This is a genomic window from Aeromicrobium sp. Root495 (genome assembly GCF_001426755.1).
Lineage (GTDB): Bacteria > Actinomycetota > Actinomycetes > Propionibacteriales > Nocardioidaceae > Aeromicrobium.
In genome coordinates, this window is record NZ_LMFJ01000001.1 from 1536611 (window position 1) to 1556106 (window position 19496).

Sequence of the window (19496 nt, forward strand, 5' to 3'; positions counted from 1 at the left end):
ACCCTCATCCTTGGTCACCCCAGGACGAACGACGAGGGATCGTGGTCGTCCCCGCGACCACAGGCCCTCATCCTTGGTCACCCCAGGACGAACGACGAGGGATGGTGGTCGTCCCAGCGACCGCGAACCCTCATCGTTCGTCGGGTCCGGCGTGGACCAGGGGGCTACGGGAAGGGCAGGACGTCGGGCGAGAGAGCGGCCGCGCGGGCGGACGCGGCGGTCATCCGACGACGGTGGTGCCGGCGGCACAGCACCTCGTACCCCACGGTGGGCGCCGGCCGGTCAGGGACGTCGACGTCGCCGACGACGATCACCTCACCCTCCGTGACCATGATCCCGTCCTCGGTGCGCGCGTTGTGGGTGGCGCGCTTCCCACACCAGCACAGCGCCTCCACCTGCAGCGTCAGGAACCGGTCGGCCAGCTCCACCAGACGGGCCGACCCCTCGAAGAGCTGCGTGCGGAAGTCGCTCAGGATGCCGAAGGCGAAGACGTCGATGTCGAGCTCGTCGACGATCTTGGCCAGCTGGTCGATCTGCTCACGGCTGTAGAACTGCGCCTCGTCGCACACGAGGTAGTCGATCCGGCCACCGTGGGTGAGCTCACCCACGACCTTGTCCCAGAAGTTGAGCGACGGCGTGACCTCGATGGCGTGCACCTCCAGACCGAGGCGGCTGGAGAGCGTGGCCTCGCCGGCGCGGTCGTGAGAGGTGAACACCCGTCCGACCCGTCCGCGCGTGCGGTGGTTGTGGTCGAGCTGCAGCGCGAGCGTGCTCTTGCCGCAGTCCATCGTCCCGGAGTAGAAGTTCAGGTCCGCCACGCCTCCATCATCCCAGGTCGGGACGCCGTCGTCCCGTCCGGCTCGCCCGGGACGGACGCCGAGGGACCGGGGTGGGGCGTGGAGCGTCAGTCCGCGACGAGGAGCGGGACCTGGAGCTCCGCCTCGGTGACGGAGCCGTGCATGCCCTTGAGGGAGAGCTCGACGGCGAACTCGCGGCTCGAGAACACCGCGAACTTCTCGAGTGCAGCCACCACGACGTCGCCGATGCGTGGTGCGACCGACGGGTCGACCGGTCCGAACCAGTCCTCCAGGCCTTCGTCGCGCACGCGGATCACAGCGCGCTCCCCCAGCTCGGCACGCCAGCGGTCGGCGACGTCGGACGCGGCGCCCGGCGCGGTGTACAGGTGACGGAACCTCGCCTCACCCGCGAGCAGCTGGACGTCGTCGAGCAGCCGTGGATGGGCGTCGACGTCGAAGCGCCCCTCGTCGGGGACGTCGACCATCCCGTGGTCGGCCGTGACGAGCAGGACGGTGTCGGAGGGCAGCTCGGCGCGGAGGTCGGCCAGCTCCTCGTCGATGCCCACGAGCTGCTCGCGCCACTGCTCGGAGCCGCAGCCCTCACCGTGACCGGTGTGGTCGAGTCGGGACTCGTAGGCGTAGACGGCGCCCGGGCCCATGGCCTCGACCACCTCGACGACCGTGTCGAGGCGCTCCCAGGGCGACCGGAAGCCGTGGAACGGCACACCGCGCTGGCTGCACAGCGTGAGTCCGCTCTGCTCGAACCGGGCGTCGTTGACGCACGCGCCGTCGAGACCTGCCCGCCGCAGCTGGGACAGGACCGGCTCGTGCGGCTGCCAGGCGATGGGGTCGACGGAGGCGTCCCACGTGAGGGAGTTGAGCCGGCCGCCCGTCGCGGGGTTGCGGCTCGTGTACCCCACGACCCCGTGCCGGCCGGCGTCGAGACCGGTGCCGAGCGACGTGAGGCTCGCGGCCGTGGTGGACGGGACTCCGCAGACGAGGTCGGGGACCTCGGCCAGGCCGTTCAGGAAGGGCGCCTCGCGCGGGTGGTTGCGCAGCAGCTGCAGCCCCATGCCGTCGACGAGGAAGACGACGTAGCGACGGGCATCGGGCAGGCCGAGCGTGTCGGAGTGGCCCGGAGCGCCCAGCCGTCCGGCGACGGACGTCATGACCTCGCGGAGCCGGTGCCGCGCACCGGGTCCGGGGGTCACCGAGCCGCCGCGCCGGGTCGGGTGGTGGCTGCTGACAGCGTGCGCGAGAAGTCGAGGAGTCGTTCCACGGCGGCTCCGCCCTCGGCCGCAGCGGCGAGCCGCAGCGAGAAGTCGTCTCCCGTGATGTTGCCGGTGTAGCCGTGGTCGGCGTCGCACTCCGGGTCGCTGCACCGGGCCGGCTCGAGGTCGAGCCGGGCGACCGCACCCCAGCCGACCGTGAGGACGGCCTCGGCCAGACGGCCGGTGGCCGAGGAGACCATGCGCGTGACCACGACGGAGCGCACCTGCTCGATGCCCACGGCCTCGGTGGTGGTGGAGGTGTACGGCTGCGGCAGGAGGTCGTCGGGCGGGTGCTCGTCGGTGTGGACGAGCAGGACCCTCGAGGCGGTGAGCACGAGCACCGTCATGTGACGACGGATCTCCTCGTGGTCGAAGGTGGGCTCGTGGTGGACGACGAACGCCAGCACGCTCTCACCGGCCAACGCGTCCCGGAGCCCGCTGGCCACGACCTCGGGGTAGTACCCGCTGCGCGAGATCTCTTCGAACACCTCGGCGGATCGGTCCTGCGTCATCACGCCAGCGTATCGCCCAGCACGGACGGACGGCTGAGCCGCCTGACGTACCACTCACCGCGCCGGTCGGACGACGGCACCACCTTGGCCCGCGCGCTCAGCGCGCTGAATCCCTGGGCCGTGACCAGCACCGGCTCGAGGTCGAGCTCGGCGATCTCGGGCAGGTCGTCCTTCATGGCCGCGAGTCGCAGGATCACGTCCTGGAGGCCGGGGATGTCGACGGGGTCGGAGCCGCGGTACCCGTAGAGCAGCGGGGCCGAGCGCAGCCCGGCGATCATCGCCTCGGCGTCGCTGTCGGTGAGGGGTGGGATGCCGTAGGCGCGGTCACCCAGGAGCTCGCTGGGAGCGCCTGCCAGGCCGAAGGAGACGAGCGGCCCGAACAACGGGTCCTCGATGACGGTGAAGGAGACGGGGATCCCGTCGGGGGCGGAACGCTGCACGAAGAACCGCGTCTCGGCCCGCATGCCGGTCCACCCGGTGAGGCCCTCCCAGGCCTCCTTCATGTCGTCGGCGTCGTGGATGTCGCGCCAGACGTGGGCCAGGTCGGGCCGGGCACGCAGGTGCTCGCTGCCGGCCTTCAGGACGACGTCCCAGCCGAGCGAGTCGGCGGCCTCGATGGCCTCCTCCACGGTGTGCACGTTGATCCAGGTCCAGAGGTCGATGCCGTAGCAGGCCAGGAGCTGGTGGACCTGCTCCGTGGACAGCACGGCTCCGCGCGGCGCCTGCTCCAGGACCTCCTGGACGATGGCGCGCGCGTCTCCGGTGCGGTGGTCGAGCGCCGCGGGGTACTCGCCGTGGTCGCGGCTGGCCCACTCGGCGTACGTGACCACCCGCGCCAGGGCGCGGACGGCGGACTCCGGAGCGGAGTACGACGGCACCGAGCCGCGGCCGGCCGAGCCGCCGCGGACGTCGGCGACACGCAGGAGCTCGGGGACGCCCTCGCTGCCGAGGAAGGTGGACACGATGGGCTTGTCGGACTGCTCCCCCACCGCGGCCAGGACGTCGGCCACCTCCTCGCCCGAGGTGTTGATGGGCGGGATGTAGACCACCATGAGCGCATCGACGTCGGGGTTGGCGAGCGCGGCCTCGATGGCCACCTCGAAGTCGTCGGCGTTGGCGTTGGCCCCGAGTGGCACGGGGTCGAGCACCTGCAGGCCGGCGGCGGTGGCGGCATCGGCCACGAGCAGGCCCATAGCGTCGGAGTTACCGACGACCGAGATGCGGTTGCCGGCGGGCAGCGGCTGGTGGGCGAGGATCTGCGCGACGTCGAACATCTCCTCGAGCGTGTCGACCTGGATGACACCGGCCTGCCGGAACATGGCGTCGACGGCCGCCTGCGGTGCCGTGCTGCGCTTGACCGCGTGGCCGACCGGCACGCCCTGCGTGGACCGGCCCGACTTCACGGCCACGATGGGCTTGGACTGGGAGACGCGCCGGGCGATGCGCGAGAACTTGCGCGGGTTGCCGATCGACTCCAGGTACAGCAGGACCACCTCGGTGGTCTCGTCCTCCGACCAGTACTGCAGGAGGTCGTTGCCCGAGACGTCGGCGCGGTTGCCGGCCGAGACGAAGGTGGACAGGCCCAGGCCGCGACGCGCCACCGACTCGAGGATGGCCGTGCCCAGCGCACCGGACTGGCAGAAGAAGCCGACCCGGCCTTGGGGCGGCATGCTCGTGGCGAGCGAGGCGTTCAGCTGCACGGCCTGCGTCGTGTTGATGACGCCCAGGCAGTTGGGACCCACGAGGCGCAGCCCGTAGCTGCGGCACAGGTTGAGCAGCGTGCGCTGGCGCTTGCGTCCCGCCGGTCCTTCCTCGGCGAAGCCCGCCGAGATGACCACGAGGCCGTGGACGCCCTTGGCGGCGCAGTCGAGCACGACGTCGTTGACCGACTCGGCCGGGACGGCGACGATCGCCAGGTCCACCTCCCCGGGAATGTCCTTCACGGTCTTGTAGGCCGGCAGGCCGGAGACGGCCTCGGCCGCGGAGTTCACCGCGTAGACGCTGCCCTGGTAGTCGCCCAGCACGAGGTTGCGCACCATGGCCTGGCCGATGGAGTCCTGGCGGCGGCTGGCGCCCACCACGGCGATGCTGCGCGCCTCGAAGATCCGCTCGATGGAGGTGGCCTCGGCGCGCTGCTCGCGGGCCCGCATCACGTCGAGCGCCGAGTCGGTGGGGTCGATGCGGAAGCTGAGCCGCTGCACACCGTCCTCGACCTGGCCCCCGACGCGATAGCCCATCTCGCGGAAGACCTGCATCATGCGGTTGTTGGACGGGAGGACGTCGGCGGTGAACTCGGCGAGACCGCGCTCGCGGCCGGCCTGCGCCAGGTGCTCGAGCAACAGCTGGGCCACCCCGCGCCCCTGGTGGGCGTCCTCGACGAGGAAGGCCACCTCGGCCTCGTCGTCGGTGACCGCGTCGTAGCGGCCCACCCCGATGATGTCGTCGTGCAACGTGACGACGAAGGCCACGCGACGGTCCTGGTCGACCTGCGTGAACCGCGCGACGTCGCGCTGGGAGAGCGTGGGGTACGGAGCGAAGAACCGCAGGTACTTGGACTCGTCGGAGACCCGCGCGTAGAACTCCACGAGCTTCTCGGCGTCCGCCGGGACGATGGGCCGCAGCTGGGCCACGCGGCCGTCCTTGAGGAGGACGTCGGCCTCCCAGGAGGGGCGATCGGCCGTCAGATCGGTCACAGGACCAACCTACCGGGTGGCCCGGCGGCGTGGCGCACGCTCGCCACTCGGGACGACCGGGGAGAATGGCCGACGGACCTGTATTCCACGTGATCGAGAGGATGCTGCAGCGCGTATGGCGGCCAAGCCACCCGTCGAGGAGTTCGACGAGCACATCATCGACACCGACATCACGGACGAGATGAACGCCAGCTTCATCGAGTACGCGTACTCGGTGATCTACTCGCGCGCCATCCCGGACGCGCGCGACGGGCTCAAGCCCGTGCAGCGGCGCACGCTCTACACGATGGACGACATGGGTCTGCGGCACGACCGTGGCCACGTCAAGAGCGCACGTGTCGTCGGCGAGGTCATGGGCAAGCTGCACCCCCATGGCGACAGCGCCATCTACGACGCCCTCGTGCGGCTGGTGCAGCCGTGGTCGCTGCGCGTCCCGCTGATCGACGGCCACGGCAACTTCGGCTCGCAGGACGACGGCCCCGCCGCGATGCGCTACACCGAGTGCCGCATGGACCTCGCGGCCGAGGCCATGACGGGCTCCATCGACGAGGACACCGTCGACTTCCGACCCAACTACGACGGCCGGGAGATGGAGCCGTCGGTCCTGCCGGCCGCGCTCCCCAACCTGCTCGTCAACGGCGCCACGGGCATCGCGGTGGGCATGGCCACCAACATTGCCCCGCACAACCTCGTGGAGGTCGTGCAGGCCTGCAAGCACCTCATCGACCACCCGGCCGCCGACCTCGACGACCTCATGAAGTTCATCCCCGGTCCCGACCTGCCCACCGGCGGCAAGATCGTGGGCCTCGACGGCGTGCGCGACGCCTACGCCAGCGGCAACGGCTCGTTCCGCATGCGTGCCACGGCCCGCATCGAGAACGTCACGCCGCGCCGCAAGGGCATCATCGTCACCGAGCTGCCGTACAACGTGGGTCCCGAGAAGGTCATCGAGGCCATCAAGAAGCTCGTGGAGTCCAAGAAGCTCCAGGGCATCTCCGACCTCAAGAACCTCAGCGACCGTCACAAGGGTCTGCATCTGGTCATCGAGGTCAAGAACGGCTTCGTCCCCGAGAGCCTGCTGGAGACGCTGTACGCCAAGACGCCCATGGAGACGTCGTTCGGCATCAACGCCGTCGCCCTCGTGGAGGGTCAGCCGCGCACCATGGGGCTGAAGCAGATGCTGGAGGTCTTCCTCGATCACCGCTACGAGGTGGTCCGGCGGCGCAGCGAGTTCCGCCGGCGCAAGGCGGCCGACCGCCTGCACCTGGTCGAGGGTCTGCTCATCGCCATCCTCGACATCGACGAGGTCATCCAGCTCATCCGCTCCAGCGACAGCCGTGGCGAGGCCCGTGGCCGCCTCATCGAGGTCTTCGACCTCTCCGAGGCCCAGGCCGAGTTCATCCTCGACCGCACCCTCGGCAGCCTCACCAAGTTCTCGCGCATCGAGCTGGAGAAGGAGGCCGACGACCTGCGCCGCACCATCGACGCGCTCGACGAGATCCTCGGCAACACCGCCGTGCTCCGTGCTCTCGTCGGCACCGAGCTCGACGCCGTCGCCCAGCAGTTCGGCACCCCCCGACGCACCGTCCTGCTGCAGTCGGCCGGCCAGTCCGTCACGGCGAGCGCCAAGGCCGCCCCGCTCGAGGTGGCCGACGACCCCTGCTGGGTGCTGCTCTCGGCCACGGGGCTGTTGGCCCGCACGAGCGACGACACACCGCTCGGCGAGGTGGGGCGGCGCGCCAAGCACGACGTCATCGTGTCCGCCGTGCGGTCCACCGCGCGCGGCCAGGTGGGCCTCGTCACCGCCGGCGGCACGGTCCGGCGCATCGACGTCCTCGACGTCCCGGCCCTTCCTCCCACGGCCCAGGCGCCCAACCTGCAGGGCGGCATCCCCTGGGGCGAGCTCGTGGCGCTGGAGCACGCGCCACTCGCCCTCATGACCTTCGACGACGACGTCCCCGGGCTCGCCCTCGGCACCCGTCAAGGCATCGTGAAGCGGGTCAGGCCCGAGCAGCTCAACCGCGACGAGTGGGAGATCATCTCGCTGGCCGACGGGGACGCCGTGGTGGGCGCGGTCCCCCTCGCCACGGGCGAGGAGTCCCTGGCCTTCATCACCTCCGACGCCAACCTGCTCCACTTCTCGGCCTCGCTCGTGAGGCCGCAGGGACGCAGCGGCGGCGGCGTGGCGGGCGTCAAGCTCGCCCCGGGCGCCACCGTGGTCTCCTTCGGCACCGTGGCCGACCCGTCGTCGGCGTTCGTCGTCTCGGTGGCCGGCTCGGCCGACGCCCTGCCGGGCACGCAGACCGGAACCGCCAAGGTCACCCCGTTCGAGGTCTATCCCTCCAAGGGCCGGGCCACCGGCGGCGTCCGCGTGCAACGTCTGCTGAAGGGCGAGGACGCACTCATCCTCGGGTGGGTCGGCGACGGCACGCCCGTCGCGTGCGCCCGCAGCGGCAGCGCCGTCGAGCTCCCCGAGCCCACCGACAAGCGCGACGCGTCCGGCGTCCCGGTGGCCCAGCCGGTCCATGCCGTGGCTTCTCCTGCCGGCTCGCTCGCGGGCACGCGATGACCCGCCGGGAGTGCGCTCGCGTGCAAGACTGACGTCGTGCGCACCCGTCTCCTCACCGTCCTGGCGCCCGTCGTGGTCGCCGCCCTGCTCCTCAGCGGCTGCTCGGGCGGGGGCGACAAGGAATCCACGTCGTCGAGCGACCTGGAGGCTCGACTCCTGACGGCCAAGAAGGCCATCGACGGCGCTGCCAGCCTGCAGGTGTCCATCTCCACGGACAAGGTCCCCGACGGCGTGAGCGGCCTCAAGTCGGCCACGGGCGTCGGCACCCACGCACCCGCCTTCAAGGGCAAGGTGAGCGTCGTGAGCGGTGGCTCGAGCATCAGCGCCGACGTGATCGCCACGGACGGCAAGGTCTGGGCCAAGCTGGGCTTCTCCCCGGCCTACCTGACCATCTCGCCCAAGACGCTCAACGCCCCGGACCCGGCCACCCTCGTGGGCACCGAGGGCGACGGTCTCGCCGTCATCCTCGCCAACACCGCCGGCACCGAGCAGGGCGACCGGTCCCGCGACGGCAAGGCGGTCCTCACCACCATCACCGGAACCATCAAGGGCTCGGTCATCCAGCAGTTCCTGCCCACGGCCGACGACGCCGGCAGCTTCACCGTGAGCTACCGGCTCGACGACGACGACCTCCTGCGCGACGCCACGATCAAGGGCCCCTTCTACGAGGGCTCGCCCGACGTCACCTACCGCGTCAAGCTCGCACCGTCGGACGAGTCCGTGAGCATCGACCCCCCGAAGAGCGCCGGTGGCGCCTGAGCCTGGCGCCGCGGCGTCGGTGACGCGCTCGTCGCAGGTCCTGCTGGCGCTCGCAGCCGTCGCCATCGGTTTCGCCGCGGCCGACACCTACGTCGTGGTCCTGGCGCTGCCGGACATGATGACGGCGGTCGGCCTCGACGTCGAGGAGATCCAGAAGGCCGCCCCGGTCATCTCGGGCTTCCTGCTGGGCTACGTGGCCGTCCTTCCGCTCATCGGTCGCATCTCCGACCTGCGGGGACGGGTCCCCGTGCTCATCGGCAGCCTCGTGGTGTTCGCCGTGGGATCCGTCGTCACCGCTGCTGCCTTCGACCTGCCCACCATGGTCACGGGACGGCTCCTGCAGGGCGTGGGCGGCGGCGGCCTCATCCCGCCCACCCTCGCGCTCGTGGCCGACCTCTGGCCCCCGAACCGCCGCGGTCTCCCCCTCGGGATCGTGGGCGCCGTCCAGGAGCTGGGCAGCGTGCTCGGTCCGCTCTACGGCGCGGTCGTGCTCGCGTTCGGCTCGTGGCGAGAGATCTTCTGGCTCAACTGTGCCGTCGGGCTCGTGCTCGCAGCGGCCATCCTGACCCGGCGCGGCTCGGTGCCCGACACCGCCACCCCCGATCCCCGCGGCCGACCTGACGTCGTCGGCGCCGCCCTCGCCGTCCTCGCGCTCGTCGCCCTGAGCCTGACGATGCTGGAGCCTCGGCGCCTCACGGAGGGCGTCACCACGGGCCTTGCCTTCCTGCCCGTCACCGGCGACTCCCGCTGGCTCACTCCGGTCGCCCTGGTCACGTATGGCCTGCTGCTCCTCTTCCTCCTCCGGCAGGCGACGGCCCGCCGTCCGATCCTCGGGTGGCGCAGCTGGGGCCAGATCGCGCGCAGCACCGATCTCCTCGGGGCTGCCTTCCTGACCGTCGCGCTCGGAGCCGTCATCGTGGCGTTCGCCTCGGCCGAGCCCGAGCGCTCGGCGCTGTCGCCGCAGGCGTGGTGGCTCCTGCCCCTCGCGGTCGTCGCGGCCCTGGGCTTCGGCTGGCGCCAGCGCGTGGCCACACAGCCGCTCGTCCCCCGGGGCGCCCTGAGCGAGCGACCGGCCTGGGGCGCGCTCGTCGTCTCGTTCTTCATCGGCGCATCGCTCATCGCGGCACTCGTCGACATCCCGTTCTTCGCCCGCCTCACCGTCTACCGCGACTCCCAGCTCGATGCGGCCCTCGTGCTCGTCCGGTTCCTGGTCGCCCTCCCGGTCGGCGCCGTGCTCGGGGGTTGGCTGCTGCGCTGGGTCCACCCCGCAGCACTCACCGCGGTGGCGATGCTGATGAGCGCCCTCTCGTTCGTCCACATGGCCACGTGGGGCGCCACCTCGGTCTCCGACCCGCTCGAGACCATCTCGCTCGTCGTCGCCGGCCTGGGGTTCGGCCTGGCCATCGCGCCCGTCAACTCGGCTCTGCTCGGCCACACCGCCGACGCCGTGCACGGCGTGGCCAGCGCCCTGCTCGTCGTGGCGCGGATGGTGGGCATGCTCATCGGCATCTCGGCCCTCACCACGCTCGGCCTGCAGAAGTTCTACTCCGCCTCGCGAGGCATCCCCGACGTCACCGAGCTCTGCGGATCGGCCACGGCCTGCCAGGCCTATCGCGATGCCGTGCGCGGCGCCGGCATCGAACAGCTGCACACCGTCTTCCTGGGTGCAGCGGCGTGCGCCGTCCTGGCCGCCCTGCTGTCGATCCTGCTGCTCCGCGGGGCCCGCCGCGACGTGTGAGGCGGACCTCACGAACCTCACGGGCGGTCTCCGGCATCCGTCGATAGGCTCGGACCGTGACCGGTTTCGACGATCTTCTTGCTTCCAATCGGCAGTTCGCCGAGTCCTTCGACCTCGCCGGGTTCGACGGCATCGCCAAGGCCGGCGTGGCCATGGTGACGTGCATGGACTCGCGCATCGACCCCCTGGGGATGATCGGCCTCTCCCCCGGAGACGCCAAGATCCTGCGCAACCCCGGTGGCCGCGTGACGGAGCGCGTTCTCGTCGCGGTCGTCCTCGGCGTGACGCTGCTGCAGGTGAAGCGGGTCATGATCGTGCAGCACACCCGCTGCGCCATGGCCTCGGCCTCCGAGGACGAGCTGCACGCCCGCATCGAGGAGCGCACCGGCGTCGACGCCACCTGGATGGAGCTCGGAGCCATCGACGACCAGGAGGCGTCCATCCGCGCTGACGTCCACAAGGTGGTCTCGCACCCCCTCGTGCCCTCCGACATCGAGGTGGGCGGCTTCGTCTACGACGTCGACTCGGGCCTGCTCACGCCGGTCGTCTGAGCCTTCAGGTCGCGTTGCCGGTGAGGTCGTAGCGGGCGGTCTGGAAGCTGCCGTCCGTGCCGATCACCGTGACGGTGATGCCGGTGGGCAGCACGTCGGTCTGGACGGTGCGTGGGTCCGTCACCCCGAGCCGCTGGACCGCACGGTCGCGGACGCGCGCCAGGACGTCCGTGAGCGGTGCGAGGTCGAACGTGGGCGACACAGGAGAGTCGAACGACGTGGTGCGCGTGCTCGTGGACTGCACCGTGCCGTTGAGCCACCGCGTCTCCTTGGCCTCGCCGGTGGGGGTGCGGACCCAGACCGTGGCCACGGCGTCGTAGAAGCGCACCCGTTCCACCCTGGTCGTGCCGTTCTGCTCGCGGACGTCGTCGACGATGGAGCTCCAGGCCGACCTCGTGTCGAGGTCGCCCGAGCCGCTCGAGAAACCGACGACCCCGGTGAACACCGACGTGACGATGCCGAACACGCCGGCGAAGCACGGCAGCAGAACCGCGATCCCGATGACGCCCAGGACGCACCCGAGTCGTCCCCGCGGCGCCTTGATCCCAGGCCTGCCCTGCGGACCCTGCCAGCTCGTGGTCGGCATGCCCGGCGTCTGGGCGCCTGACGTCCGGGGCGCAGAGACCGGTCCCGGCGCTCCGGCTGCGGGCTGCTGCGGCCAGGACGGGTGCGGGGAGGGCTGAGGCGGCTGGTAGGGCTGCTGCGCGACCTGCGAGGGCGGGGTCACCGGGGCCTCGAGGCCGGCCGTCAGCCCGGCGAGGTCGCCCCGGGTGGCGGCAGCGTCGACCCGATCGAACCTCAGAGCCCGATCGGCCGCCGTGATGCGCCCGCTCGCGTACGCGGCATCGATGAGCGCCTTGGCGCGCTTCTTGTCCCCCCGCCCCGCCCCGGCGGGATCGCTCATGTCGCTCACGCGCCGGATACTAGCGCGACGAGTGGGTCCTTCGGCCGACCTTCGTCAGGCGTCCTGACGCTTCTGCTTGTCCTGCCTGAGCATGACGAGCCACACCACGATGAGCGCCGCCGCGGCCACGAGACGCAGCACGCCCCAGGGCCCGCCGTCCGGGCCGAAGGCGTCCATGCCCATGAAGCCGAGCCACAGCACGAACAGGAGGTCGCGGACCCAGCGCAGGCTCATGTCCGCCATCCTAGGCGGCGACCTGCCTGCCCGAGATGTCACGCCTCAGCCACGACGTCGCTGCGGTCCTCGAGCCGAGCCAGTCCTGACGCGGAAACCCACCTCAGACCTTCCAGCCTCGCTGTCTGAGACGAGCCAGGCCAGCCAGGCGCTCCGCCTCAGCCACGTCCCTGGCCTGGTCGCGACGGGCATTCTCCTGTCGCTTCTCCTGCGCCAGCAGCAGGAGCCAGACGACCGTGAACAGCAGGAAGGCGGCCGAGCGCAGGCTCCACCAGTCTCCGTCGCGCTGGACCACCGAGAGCACTGCCATCGCGAGCCAGACGGCGAAGGCGACGGCGAGGGCTCGTCGAAGGTCCATGCGGAGATCCTAGAGGCGCATCAGGCCGGCGTCCGCAGAACCTTCTCCATGGCCTTGCCCCTGGCCAGCTCGTCGACGAGCTTGTCGAGGTAGCGGATCTTCTGCATGAGCGGGTCCTCGACGTCCTCCACCCGGACCCCGCAGACGACGCCCGTGATGAGCGCGACGTCGGGGTTCAGGTCGGCGTCGTCGAAGAAGTCGATGAAGGTGGTGTCGGCGTCGAGGTGGGCCTGGAGCGCCTTGTCGTCGAATCCCGTGAGCCAGGCGATGACCTCGCGGAGCTCGGCCTGGGTGCGTCCCTTCTTCTCGACCTTGGTCACGTAGTGCGGGTACACCGACGAGAAGGGGGTCGTGAAGATCCTGTGCACGACGCGATCCTAGGACGGGTAGGTGACGCGGTAGCGGACGTGGGTGGCGCGGGGCGAGTGGTCCACCTCGACCGGCTCGAGGACCGGCGCTCCGACGCCCTCGAAGATCCGCTCGCCGCTGCCCAGCAGCACCGGGGCCACGTCGAGCACCAGCTCGTCGAGCACCCGCGCCTGCAACGCCTGGCGGACTGCTGACGCGCCACCCGCCACGTCGATGGGGAGATCCCCCGCCACGGCGCGGGCCTGCTCCAGCGCTGCGTCGAAACCGTCGACGAAGTAGAACGTGGTCCCGCCGTCCATCTCGATGGGGTCGTGGGCGTGATGGGTGAGGACGAACACGGGCGCGTGGTACGGCGGCTCGTCGCCCCACCAGCCACGCCACTCGCGGTCCCACTCCCCTCGCACGGGCCCAAACATGTTGCGCCCCATGATGTAGGCGCCGCGCGGGCCGAGCAGCCGGTCCACCCAGGGCTGGTCCACGTCGAGCACGTCGCCGATGTGCCAGCGGTGCACCGAGTGCCCATGCAGCCCGAGCGGGTTCTCCTCGCTCTGGTCGGGTCCGGCGACGAAGCCGTCGAGCGAGATGGACATGTGGCTGGTGACGAGCGACATGATCGTCAGGCTACTGCGGGCAGCCGCCCGGGAGCCGGTTACGCGTCGATGCGGTCGGCGTCGAGCTCGTACGCGCTCTGCACGATGAACTCCTTGCGGGGAGCGACCTCGTTGCCCATGAGGAGCTCGAAGACCGCGCTCGTGCGCTCGGCGTCGTCGACCGTGAGGCGGCGCAGGGTGCGGTGGCGCGGGTCCATGGTGGTCTCGGCCAGCTGGTCGGCATCCATCTCGCCCAAGCCCTTGTAGCGCTGCACGGGATCCTTCCAGCGGACGTTGCGGCGCTTGAGGTCGGCCAGCGTGCGCTGGAGCTCGGCGTCGGAGTACGTGTAGACGTACTTGTCCTGCCCCTTCTTGGGGTTCACGAGCTCGATGCGATGCAGCGGCGGCACGGCGGAGAAGACGCGACCTGCCTCCACGAGCGGACCCATGTAGCGGTGGAACAGCGTGGCCAGCAGACAGCGGATGTGGGCGCCGTCGGAGTCGGCGTCGGCCATGAAGATGATGCGGCCGTAGCGGGCGGCGTCGATGTCGAAGGTGCGGCCCGAGCCGGCTCCCACCACCTGGATGATCGAGGAGCACTCGGCGTTCTTCAGCATGTCGCTGATGCTGGCCTTCTGGACGTTCAGGATCTTTCCGCGGATGGGCAGCAGCGCCTGGAACTCCGAGTCACGTGCCGACTTGGCGGTTCCGAGGGCGGAGTCGCCCTCCACGATGAACAGCTCGCTGCGCTCGACGTCGTTGGAGCGGCAGTCGGCCAGCTTGGCCGGCAGCGCGCTGGACTCCAGCGCGTTCTTGCGGCGCTGCGTGTCGCGCTGCTGACGCGCGGTGAGCCGCGTGCGTGAGGCGTCGGCGACCTTCTGCAGGACGATCTTGGCCTTGGCCTTCTGAGCCGCCTTGGTGGAGGTGAGGAACGCCGTGAGCTCGCGCGAGACCACCTGGTTGACGATGCGCGCGACCGGCGGCGTGCCCAGGACCTCCTTGGTCTGACCCTCGAACTGCGGCTCGGCCAGACGAACGGTGACGACCGCCGTGAGTCCCTCGAGGACGTCGTCCTTGATGACGTCGGCATCGCTGGCCTTGAGCGTGCGCGTGGCGCGAAGCGCGTCGTTGAACGTCTTGGTGAGCCCCCGCTCGAAGCCGTTGACGTGGGTGCCGCCCTTGGGCGTTGCGATGATGTTGACGAAGGAACGCACCGTGGGCTCGTAGCCGGTGCCCCACCGCACCGAGATGTCGACGCCGAGGTCGCGCTCGACCTCCTGCGGGCTCATGTGGCCCTTCTCGTCGAGCACGGGGACGGTCTCGGTGAAGCTGCCGCTGCCCTGCAGTCGCAGGACCTCGGTGACGGCCTCGTCGGGCGCCAGGAACTCACAGAACTCGCCGATGCCGCCGTCGTGGCGGAACGACTCCTCGTGCGGCTCCTCGCCCCGCTCGTCGCGGATGACGATCTCGAGGCCAGGCACCAGGAACGAGGTCTGGCGCGCCCGGTTGACGAGGTCGCCGTACGAGAACGCGGCCTCCTTGATGAAGATCTGGGGGTCGGCCCAGTAGCGGACCCGGGTGCCGCTGACACCCTTCTTGGCGCGGCCGACCTTGTGCAGGGTGTTGTCGCTCGTGAAGGAGTCGCGGGGGCCGTCGCCGTCGAAGACACCCGGCTCACCGCGGCGGAACGACATGGCCCAGGACCCGCCGTCCTTCTCCACCTGGACGTCGAGCCGCTCGGACAGCGCGTTGACCACGGAGGCACCGACACCGTGCAGGCCGCCCGTGGCGGCGTAGGAGCCGCCGCCGAACTTGCCGCCGGCGTGCAGCTTGGTGAAGACGACCTCCACGCCCGAGAGCCCTGTCTTCTTCTCCTTGTCCACCGGGATGCCGCGACCGTCGTCGAAGACCTCCACGGAGCCGTCGGCGTGGAGCACGACCTTGATGTGCTGGCAGAAGCCGCCGAGAGCCTCGTCGACCGCGTTGTCGATGATCTCCCAGAGGCAGTGCATCAGACCGCGGGTGTCGGTGGACCCGATGTACATGCCCGGACGCTTGCGGACGGCCTCGAGACCCTCGAGGACCAGCAGGTCACGGGCGTCGTACGTGCTCACGGGGTGTGCTCCTCCAGGGGGTCAGGACTGCATCCCCAGCCTATCCGCGAGGCCCCCGGTGTCCGACGTGACACGCACGTCGGCAGCGCGCCTCCCGCGTGGACTTGGGACGGAGGGGTATCTATGTCCTATGTCACCTTCATGGGCGAGGAATAGCGCCTCGTGAAATGATGTTGATTCCGACGTCAACGCCTGCGTAGGGGAAAGAGGTACACCGTGTCAGCAGTAGCTGAACTGCCCGGTCTGAATGCAACTGATCGTTGCGACCGTTGCGGCGCCCAGGCGTACGTCCGCGTCGAGCTCGCCAATGGTGCCGAGCTCATGTTCTGCGCGCACCACGCGCGCGAGCACGAGGACAAGCTCCGTGAGGTCGCCGTCACGATCCAGGACGAGACCAACCGTCTCGCCGGCAAGCCCGCCGGCGCTGTCGCCGAAGACATCTAGAGACCTGAAGGACTCGGCACGCTCCCGAGTCCACAGCAACGAGAAGGGCCCCGTCCGGTGGACGGGGCCCTTCTCGTGTCTCGTGCTCCCTCAGGTCAGTACGCGACCTGGTGGAACTCGTAGGACTTGTTGATCGCCTTCCAGTGCTGCAGGTACTGCTCGAAGACGTCGGGGTCGGTGGACTCCGTGGTGATCTCGTCGCTGACGACGAGGTTGGAGCCCGTCAGGGCGGCGGAACCGGCCTGGACGATGCGGACGCGGGCGCCCGAGGACGGCCACTTGCCACCGGTGGGGAGGCGCTCCTCCGGGTTGTACCGGTTGGGCTTGAGCCGTGCGTCGATGAGCATCGTCTTGTCGTGGGGCTTGGCCCAGGCGAGCGGGACGCGGACGTTGGCGTTGCGCAGCTCGTCCATGATCGGCTTGCAGATGCGCAGGTACTGCTGGCAGTGCGCGATGCGGTTGACCTTGAGCTCGTCGCGGTAGGCGATGGCCTCGACGCGGCACCCCTTGTTGGCCAGCTCGACGAGCTTCTCCGCCACACCGATGCGGCGGTACTTGAAGCGGTTGTGCTGGACGTAGATGCGGCAGCGGTCGTCGGGGATGACGCGGTTGAGCATCTGCATGACCGGGTCCCGGCCGTTGGCAGGCGTCGCGAAGATGGGCGTCAGGTAGTACGTGACGTTGGCCAGGTTGGAGTAGAACATGCCGTAGCCGGCGGCGCGGGCCGTGTAGCCGGCCTTCTGAGCCGTCGAGGTGGAGATGCCGTAGCGCGTGGCCGAGGCCCGCGCCTTGATGTAGCTCAGGTAGTTGTTCCGGACGTTGCGCTCGGCCCACAGGTCCTTCCAGTGGTCGCTGAACTGGTTCCACAGCTTGAGGTCGTTGTAGACCGTCCAGCCGTTGTTCCAGGTGTGCTCGGCGCTCGGACCACCGAGGTTGGCCGAACCGGTCCAGATGGCCCCACGCGTGGGCTTGCCGTTGCGGTCGTAGGTGTTGCTGACCATGAGGATCTTGGAGTGCACGACGGCGCCGCTGATGTTGGACAGGCAGGCCGAGCTACGACCCTTGGCGCAGATCTTGAAGCGGGCGTTCTTGTAGCGGCCCAGCGACTTGGCCAGCGCACGCGACTCGGTGCTCTGGGCGAACTTGCCGTGGATGACGCGGACGTTCACGCCGTACTTGGCGGCCTTGACGAGCTCACGGCCCACGCGGCGCGAGTCCTCCATGCGCGAGATCGTGAGGTAGACCCAACGCGCCTTGCGCGTGGACGAAGGCAGGATCTTGCCGGTGATCTGCGAGCGGTAGCTGCCGCGGATGAGACGCTCGAGGTCGTCGAGCTGGGAGTAGTCGCTGTTGGCCGACGTCGACATGGACCGCACGGGGCGCGAGAAGTTGGTCTCGACCGTCACGGGGTAGGCCGACCCGTAGGGAGGCGTCCTGGACGCCTCGACCTTCGGCTCGATGGACTGGGGCAACGTCGAGGACTCGTCGCCGTCGGCTGCAGCAGAGGCCGAGGCCGAGGCGGAGGGAGAAGCCGAGGCAACCGGTTCAGCCGTGTCGGCCGCGGTGGTCGGGCTCAGCGAGCCGACTCCGAGAACGACGGCGACCAGGAGGATCCCCACCCCGACGGCGCGCAGGGCGCGCCTAGAACCACCGAGAATTTGCACAGGCCTGCTCTTCCACATGGACGGCACGATCGCGACAGTCTAACCCAGTCGCCTTGCCGCCAAGGCCCACCGCCGACCCGAGCACCCGTTTCCCGGCCTTCGCGGCCTCGGGTCCGCTCCCCCGTCGACGCACGGGCGGCGGGTGGACGACGCAGGGCGGGCCGCCCCGATGCTCGGGGCGGCCCGTCCTGGGTACGGCGTGCTGGTCTCAGTCGAGGTAGTCGCGCAGGACCTGCGAGCGCGACGGGTGACGCAGCTTGCTCATGGTCTTGGACTCGATCTGACGGATCCGCTCGCGCGTGACGCCGTAGACCTTGCCGATCTCGTCGAGCGTCTTGGGCTGGCCGTCGGTGAGGCCGAAGCGCATGGAGACCACGCCGGACTCGCGCTCGCTGAGCGTGTCGAGCACCGCGTGCAGCTGCTCCTGCAGGAGCGTGAACGACACGGCGTCGGCCGGGACGATGGCCTCGGAGTCCTCGATGAGGTCGCCGAACTCGCTGTCGCCGTCCTCGCCGAGCGGCGTGTGGAGCGAGATGGGCTCACGACCGTACTTCTGGACCTCGACGACCTTCTCGGGCGTCATGTCGAGCTCGAGGGCCAGCTCCTCGGGCGTGGGCTCGCGGCCCAGGTCCTGCAGCATCTGGCGCTGGACACGGGCCAGCTTGTTGATGACCTCGACCATGTGGACCGGGATGCGGATGGTGCGGGCCTGGTCGGCCATGGCGCGCGTGATGGCCTGACGGATCCACCACGTGGCGTAGGTGGAGAACTTGAAGCCCTTGGTGTAGTCGAACTTCTCGACGGCGCGGATGAGGCCGAGGTTGCCCTCCTGGATCAGGTCCAGGAAGAGCATCCCGCGCCCGGTGTAGCGCTTGGCGAGCGAGACGACGAGACGCAGGTTGGCCTCGAGCAGGTGGTTCTTGGCGCGACGACCGTCGACGACGATCCAGGAGAGCTCCTCGCGCATCTTCTCCGAGATGCGTCCGCCCTTGGCCAGCTTCTCCTCCGAGAACAGGCCGGCCTCGATGCGCTTGGCGAGCTCGACCTCCTCGCCGGCGGTGAGCAGCGAGACCTTGCCGATCTGCTTCAGGTAGTCCTTGACGGGGTCGGCGGTGGCGCCGGCCACCATGACCTGCTGGACCGGCTCGTCGCTGTCGTCGGCGTTGGAGAGGGTGAAGCCCGACTCCTCGTCGGTCTTCAGCGTGGGGTCGTTCTTGACGTCCTTCTCGAACTCCTCGTCGGGGATGTCGGGGAGGACCTTCTTGCCCTGGGCATCGACGACGGCGGCACCCTTGGGAACGACCAGCGCCTCAGCGAGGTCGACGCCCTGCACGTCGGCCACCGAGGTGGCGGCGGCCTTCTTGGCCGCCGTCTTCTTGGCGGGCGCGGCCTTCTTGGCGGGAGCAGCCTTCTTGGCGGCGCTGGTGGGGCTCGGCTTGCTTGCTGCTGCCTTGGCCGGGGCCTTCTTGGCGGGCGTCGCAGTCTTCTTGGAGGTCTTGGTCACGGTCTCTTCTGATCTGGCGGTATCGGACGGGACAGTCTTCTTGGCCGGGGCCTTGGTGGCCGAGGTCTTCTTGGCCGGTGGCTTCTTGGCTGGGGTCTTGGCGGAGGGCGGGGCCGCAGGTCTCTTCTTGGCGGCGGACTTCTTGGCGGGAGCCTTCGTGGTCGGCGCCTTCTTCGTGGTGCTGGTCGTGCTCGGTGCCGGCGCCGTGCCGGCGGGGGTCCTGGGTGCTTCTGGTGGCGGTGCGGGGTCCTGCGCCTGGTCCTTGGAGCCACCGAGTCGCTTGCTCACGGCGGCCCGCAAGCGAGAGCCTGCGGCTGCTGAGACCGGCACGTCGACACCTCTTCGGTCGGGTTAAGGGCGCAACAAACACCCCTGTGGTCAACCTCTGGGTGCAAGTCTGCCACGCCTTCGCAAGCGGGCGCGCG

Annotated in this window: 17 protein-coding genes; 5 read left to right on the forward strand and 12 right to left on the reverse strand. The window is 70.0% G+C overall.

Annotation, left to right across the window (positions count from 1 at the left end; genetic code table 11):
• Positions 1-164 precede the first annotated feature (164 nt).
• From ASD11_RS07705 to ASD11_RS07720, 4 genes are all read right to left on the reverse strand, one after another.
• The gene (locus tag ASD11_RS07705; RefSeq protein ID WP_056285438.1) at positions 165-818 is read right to left on the reverse strand and encodes a thymidine kinase; all 654 of its coding nucleotides are present in this window, start codon (positions 816-818) and stop codon (positions 165-167) included.
• Positions 819-904: 86 nt separating this feature from the next.
• Positions 905-2008, reverse strand: a complete 1104-nt coding sequence (locus ASD11_RS07710) for an alkaline phosphatase family protein (protein ID WP_235503271.1) — start codon at positions 2006-2008, stop codon at positions 905-907.
• Positions 2005-2580 (reverse strand): DUF5998 family protein, encoded by a 576-nt coding sequence (locus ASD11_RS07715; RefSeq protein WP_056285442.1) that lies wholly within the window; start codon positions 2578-2580, stop codon positions 2005-2007. Before ASD11_RS07715 ends, ASD11_RS07710 begins: the two co-directional genes overlap by 4 nt.
• A complete protein-coding gene (locus ASD11_RS07720) occupies positions 2580-5273 on the reverse strand; it encodes a bifunctional acetate--CoA ligase family protein/GNAT family N-acetyltransferase (protein ID WP_156464631.1) in 2694 nt (897 codons plus the stop codon). The genes ASD11_RS07715 and ASD11_RS07720 overlap by 1 nt, the downstream gene beginning before the upstream one ends.
• A 115-nt stretch (positions 5274-5388) precedes the next feature.
• Here ASD11_RS07720 and ASD11_RS07725 point away from each other — a divergent pair, with 115 nt between their 5' ends.
• The 4 genes from ASD11_RS07725 to ASD11_RS07740 are packed head-to-tail and all read left to right on the forward strand — an operon-like array spanning position 5389 to position 10890.
• Positions 5389-7842, forward strand: coding sequence for a DNA gyrase/topoisomerase IV subunit A (locus ASD11_RS07725; protein WP_056285445.1), 2454 nt, complete (start codon positions 5389-5391; stop codon positions 7840-7842).
• Positions 7843-7878: 36 nt separating this feature from the next.
• Positions 7879-8601: an LppX_LprAFG lipoprotein gene (locus tag ASD11_RS07730; protein ID WP_056285448.1), complete on the forward strand. Its 723-nt coding sequence runs from the start codon at positions 7879-7881 to the stop codon at positions 8599-8601.
• Complete coding sequence (locus tag ASD11_RS07735) at positions 8591-10339, forward strand: MFS transporter (protein ID WP_235503272.1); 1749 nt, start codon at positions 8591-8593, stop codon at positions 10337-10339. The genes ASD11_RS07730 and ASD11_RS07735 overlap by 11 nt, the downstream gene beginning before the upstream one ends.
• A gap of 56 nt (positions 10340-10395) precedes the next feature.
• Positions 10396-10890 carry a beta-class carbonic anhydrase gene (locus ASD11_RS07740; RefSeq protein WP_056285450.1) on the forward strand — a complete coding sequence of 165 codons (495 nt, stop codon included), beginning with the start codon at positions 10396-10398 and terminating at the stop codon, positions 10888-10890.
• A gap of 4 nt (positions 10891-10894) precedes the next feature.
• Here ASD11_RS07740 and ASD11_RS07745 read toward each other — a convergent pair whose 3' ends face one another.
• The 6 genes from ASD11_RS07745 to ASD11_RS07770 all read right to left on the reverse strand — a co-directional run bounded on the left by ASD11_RS07745 (position 10895) and on the right by ASD11_RS07770 (position 15459).
• The gene (locus ASD11_RS07745) at positions 10895-11794 is read right to left on the reverse strand and encodes a DUF1707 SHOCT-like domain-containing protein (RefSeq protein ID WP_235503350.1); all 900 of its coding nucleotides are present in this window, start codon (positions 11792-11794) and stop codon (positions 10895-10897) included.
• Positions 11795-11848: 54 nt separating this feature from the next.
• Entirely contained in the window at positions 11849-12028 is a 180-nt protein-coding gene (locus ASD11_RS07750) for a hypothetical protein (protein ID WP_056285454.1), read from the reverse strand.
• 103 nt (positions 12029-12131) lie between these two features.
• Positions 12132-12386: a hypothetical protein gene (locus ASD11_RS07755; RefSeq protein ID WP_056285457.1), complete on the reverse strand. Its 255-nt coding sequence runs from the start codon at positions 12384-12386 to the stop codon at positions 12132-12134.
• A 20-nt stretch (positions 12387-12406) separates the two neighbouring features.
• Positions 12407-12754: a DUF2200 domain-containing protein gene (locus ASD11_RS07760; RefSeq protein ID WP_056285460.1), complete on the reverse strand. Its 348-nt coding sequence runs from the start codon at positions 12752-12754 to the stop codon at positions 12407-12409.
• 9 nt (positions 12755-12763) lie between these two features.
• Positions 12764-13366 (reverse strand): dihydrofolate reductase family protein, encoded by a 603-nt coding sequence (locus tag ASD11_RS07765; protein WP_056285462.1) that lies wholly within the window; start codon positions 13364-13366, stop codon positions 12764-12766.
• Positions 13367-13404: 38 nt separating this feature from the next.
• The gene (locus ASD11_RS07770; RefSeq protein WP_056285466.1) at positions 13405-15459 is read right to left on the reverse strand and encodes a DNA gyrase/topoisomerase IV subunit B; all 2055 of its coding nucleotides are present in this window, start codon (positions 15457-15459) and stop codon (positions 13405-13407) included.
• Between the two features lie 216 nt (positions 15460-15675).
• Here ASD11_RS07770 and ASD11_RS07775 point away from each other — a divergent pair, with 216 nt between their 5' ends.
• Entirely contained in the window at positions 15676-15903 is a 228-nt protein-coding gene (locus ASD11_RS07775) for a DUF7455 domain-containing protein (protein WP_056285469.1), read from the forward strand.
• Between the two features lie 95 nt (positions 15904-15998).
• Here ASD11_RS07775 and ASD11_RS07780 read toward each other — a convergent pair whose 3' ends face one another.
• The gene (locus ASD11_RS07780) at positions 15999-17567 is read right to left on the reverse strand and encodes a phospholipase D-like domain-containing protein (protein WP_162246467.1); all 1569 of its coding nucleotides are present in this window, start codon (positions 17565-17567) and stop codon (positions 15999-16001) included.
• Between the two features lie 208 nt (positions 17568-17775).
• Positions 17776-19401: an RNA polymerase sigma factor gene (locus ASD11_RS07785; RefSeq protein ID WP_442854183.1), complete on the reverse strand. Its 1626-nt coding sequence runs from the start codon at positions 19399-19401 to the stop codon at positions 17776-17778.
• Positions 19402-19496: the final 95 nt, after the last annotated feature.

Excerpts from the sequence above, each read along its gene's own strand:
- ASD11_RS07745 (WP_235503350.1), bottom strand. The coding sequence starts at position 11,794 with ATGAGCGATCCCGCCGGGGCGGGGCGGGGGGACAAGAAGCGCGCCAAG.
- ASD11_RS07725 (WP_056285445.1), top strand. The coding sequence starts at position 5,389 with ATGGCGGCCAAGCCACCCGTCGAGGAGTTCGACGAGCACATCATCGAC.
- ASD11_RS07755 (WP_056285457.1), bottom strand. The coding sequence starts at position 12,386 with ATGGACCTTCGACGAGCCCTCGCCGTCGCCTTCGCCGTCTGGCTCGCG.
- ASD11_RS07765 (WP_056285462.1), bottom strand. The coding sequence starts at position 13,366 with ATGTCGCTCGTCACCAGCCACATGTCCATCTCGCTCGACGGCTTCGTC.
- ASD11_RS07715 (WP_056285442.1), bottom strand. The coding sequence starts at position 2,580 with ATGACGCAGGACCGATCCGCCGAGGTGTTCGAAGAGATCTCGCGCAGC.
- ASD11_RS07750 (WP_056285454.1), bottom strand. The coding sequence starts at position 12,028 with ATGAGCCTGCGCTGGGTCCGCGACCTCCTGTTCGTGCTGTGGCTCGGC.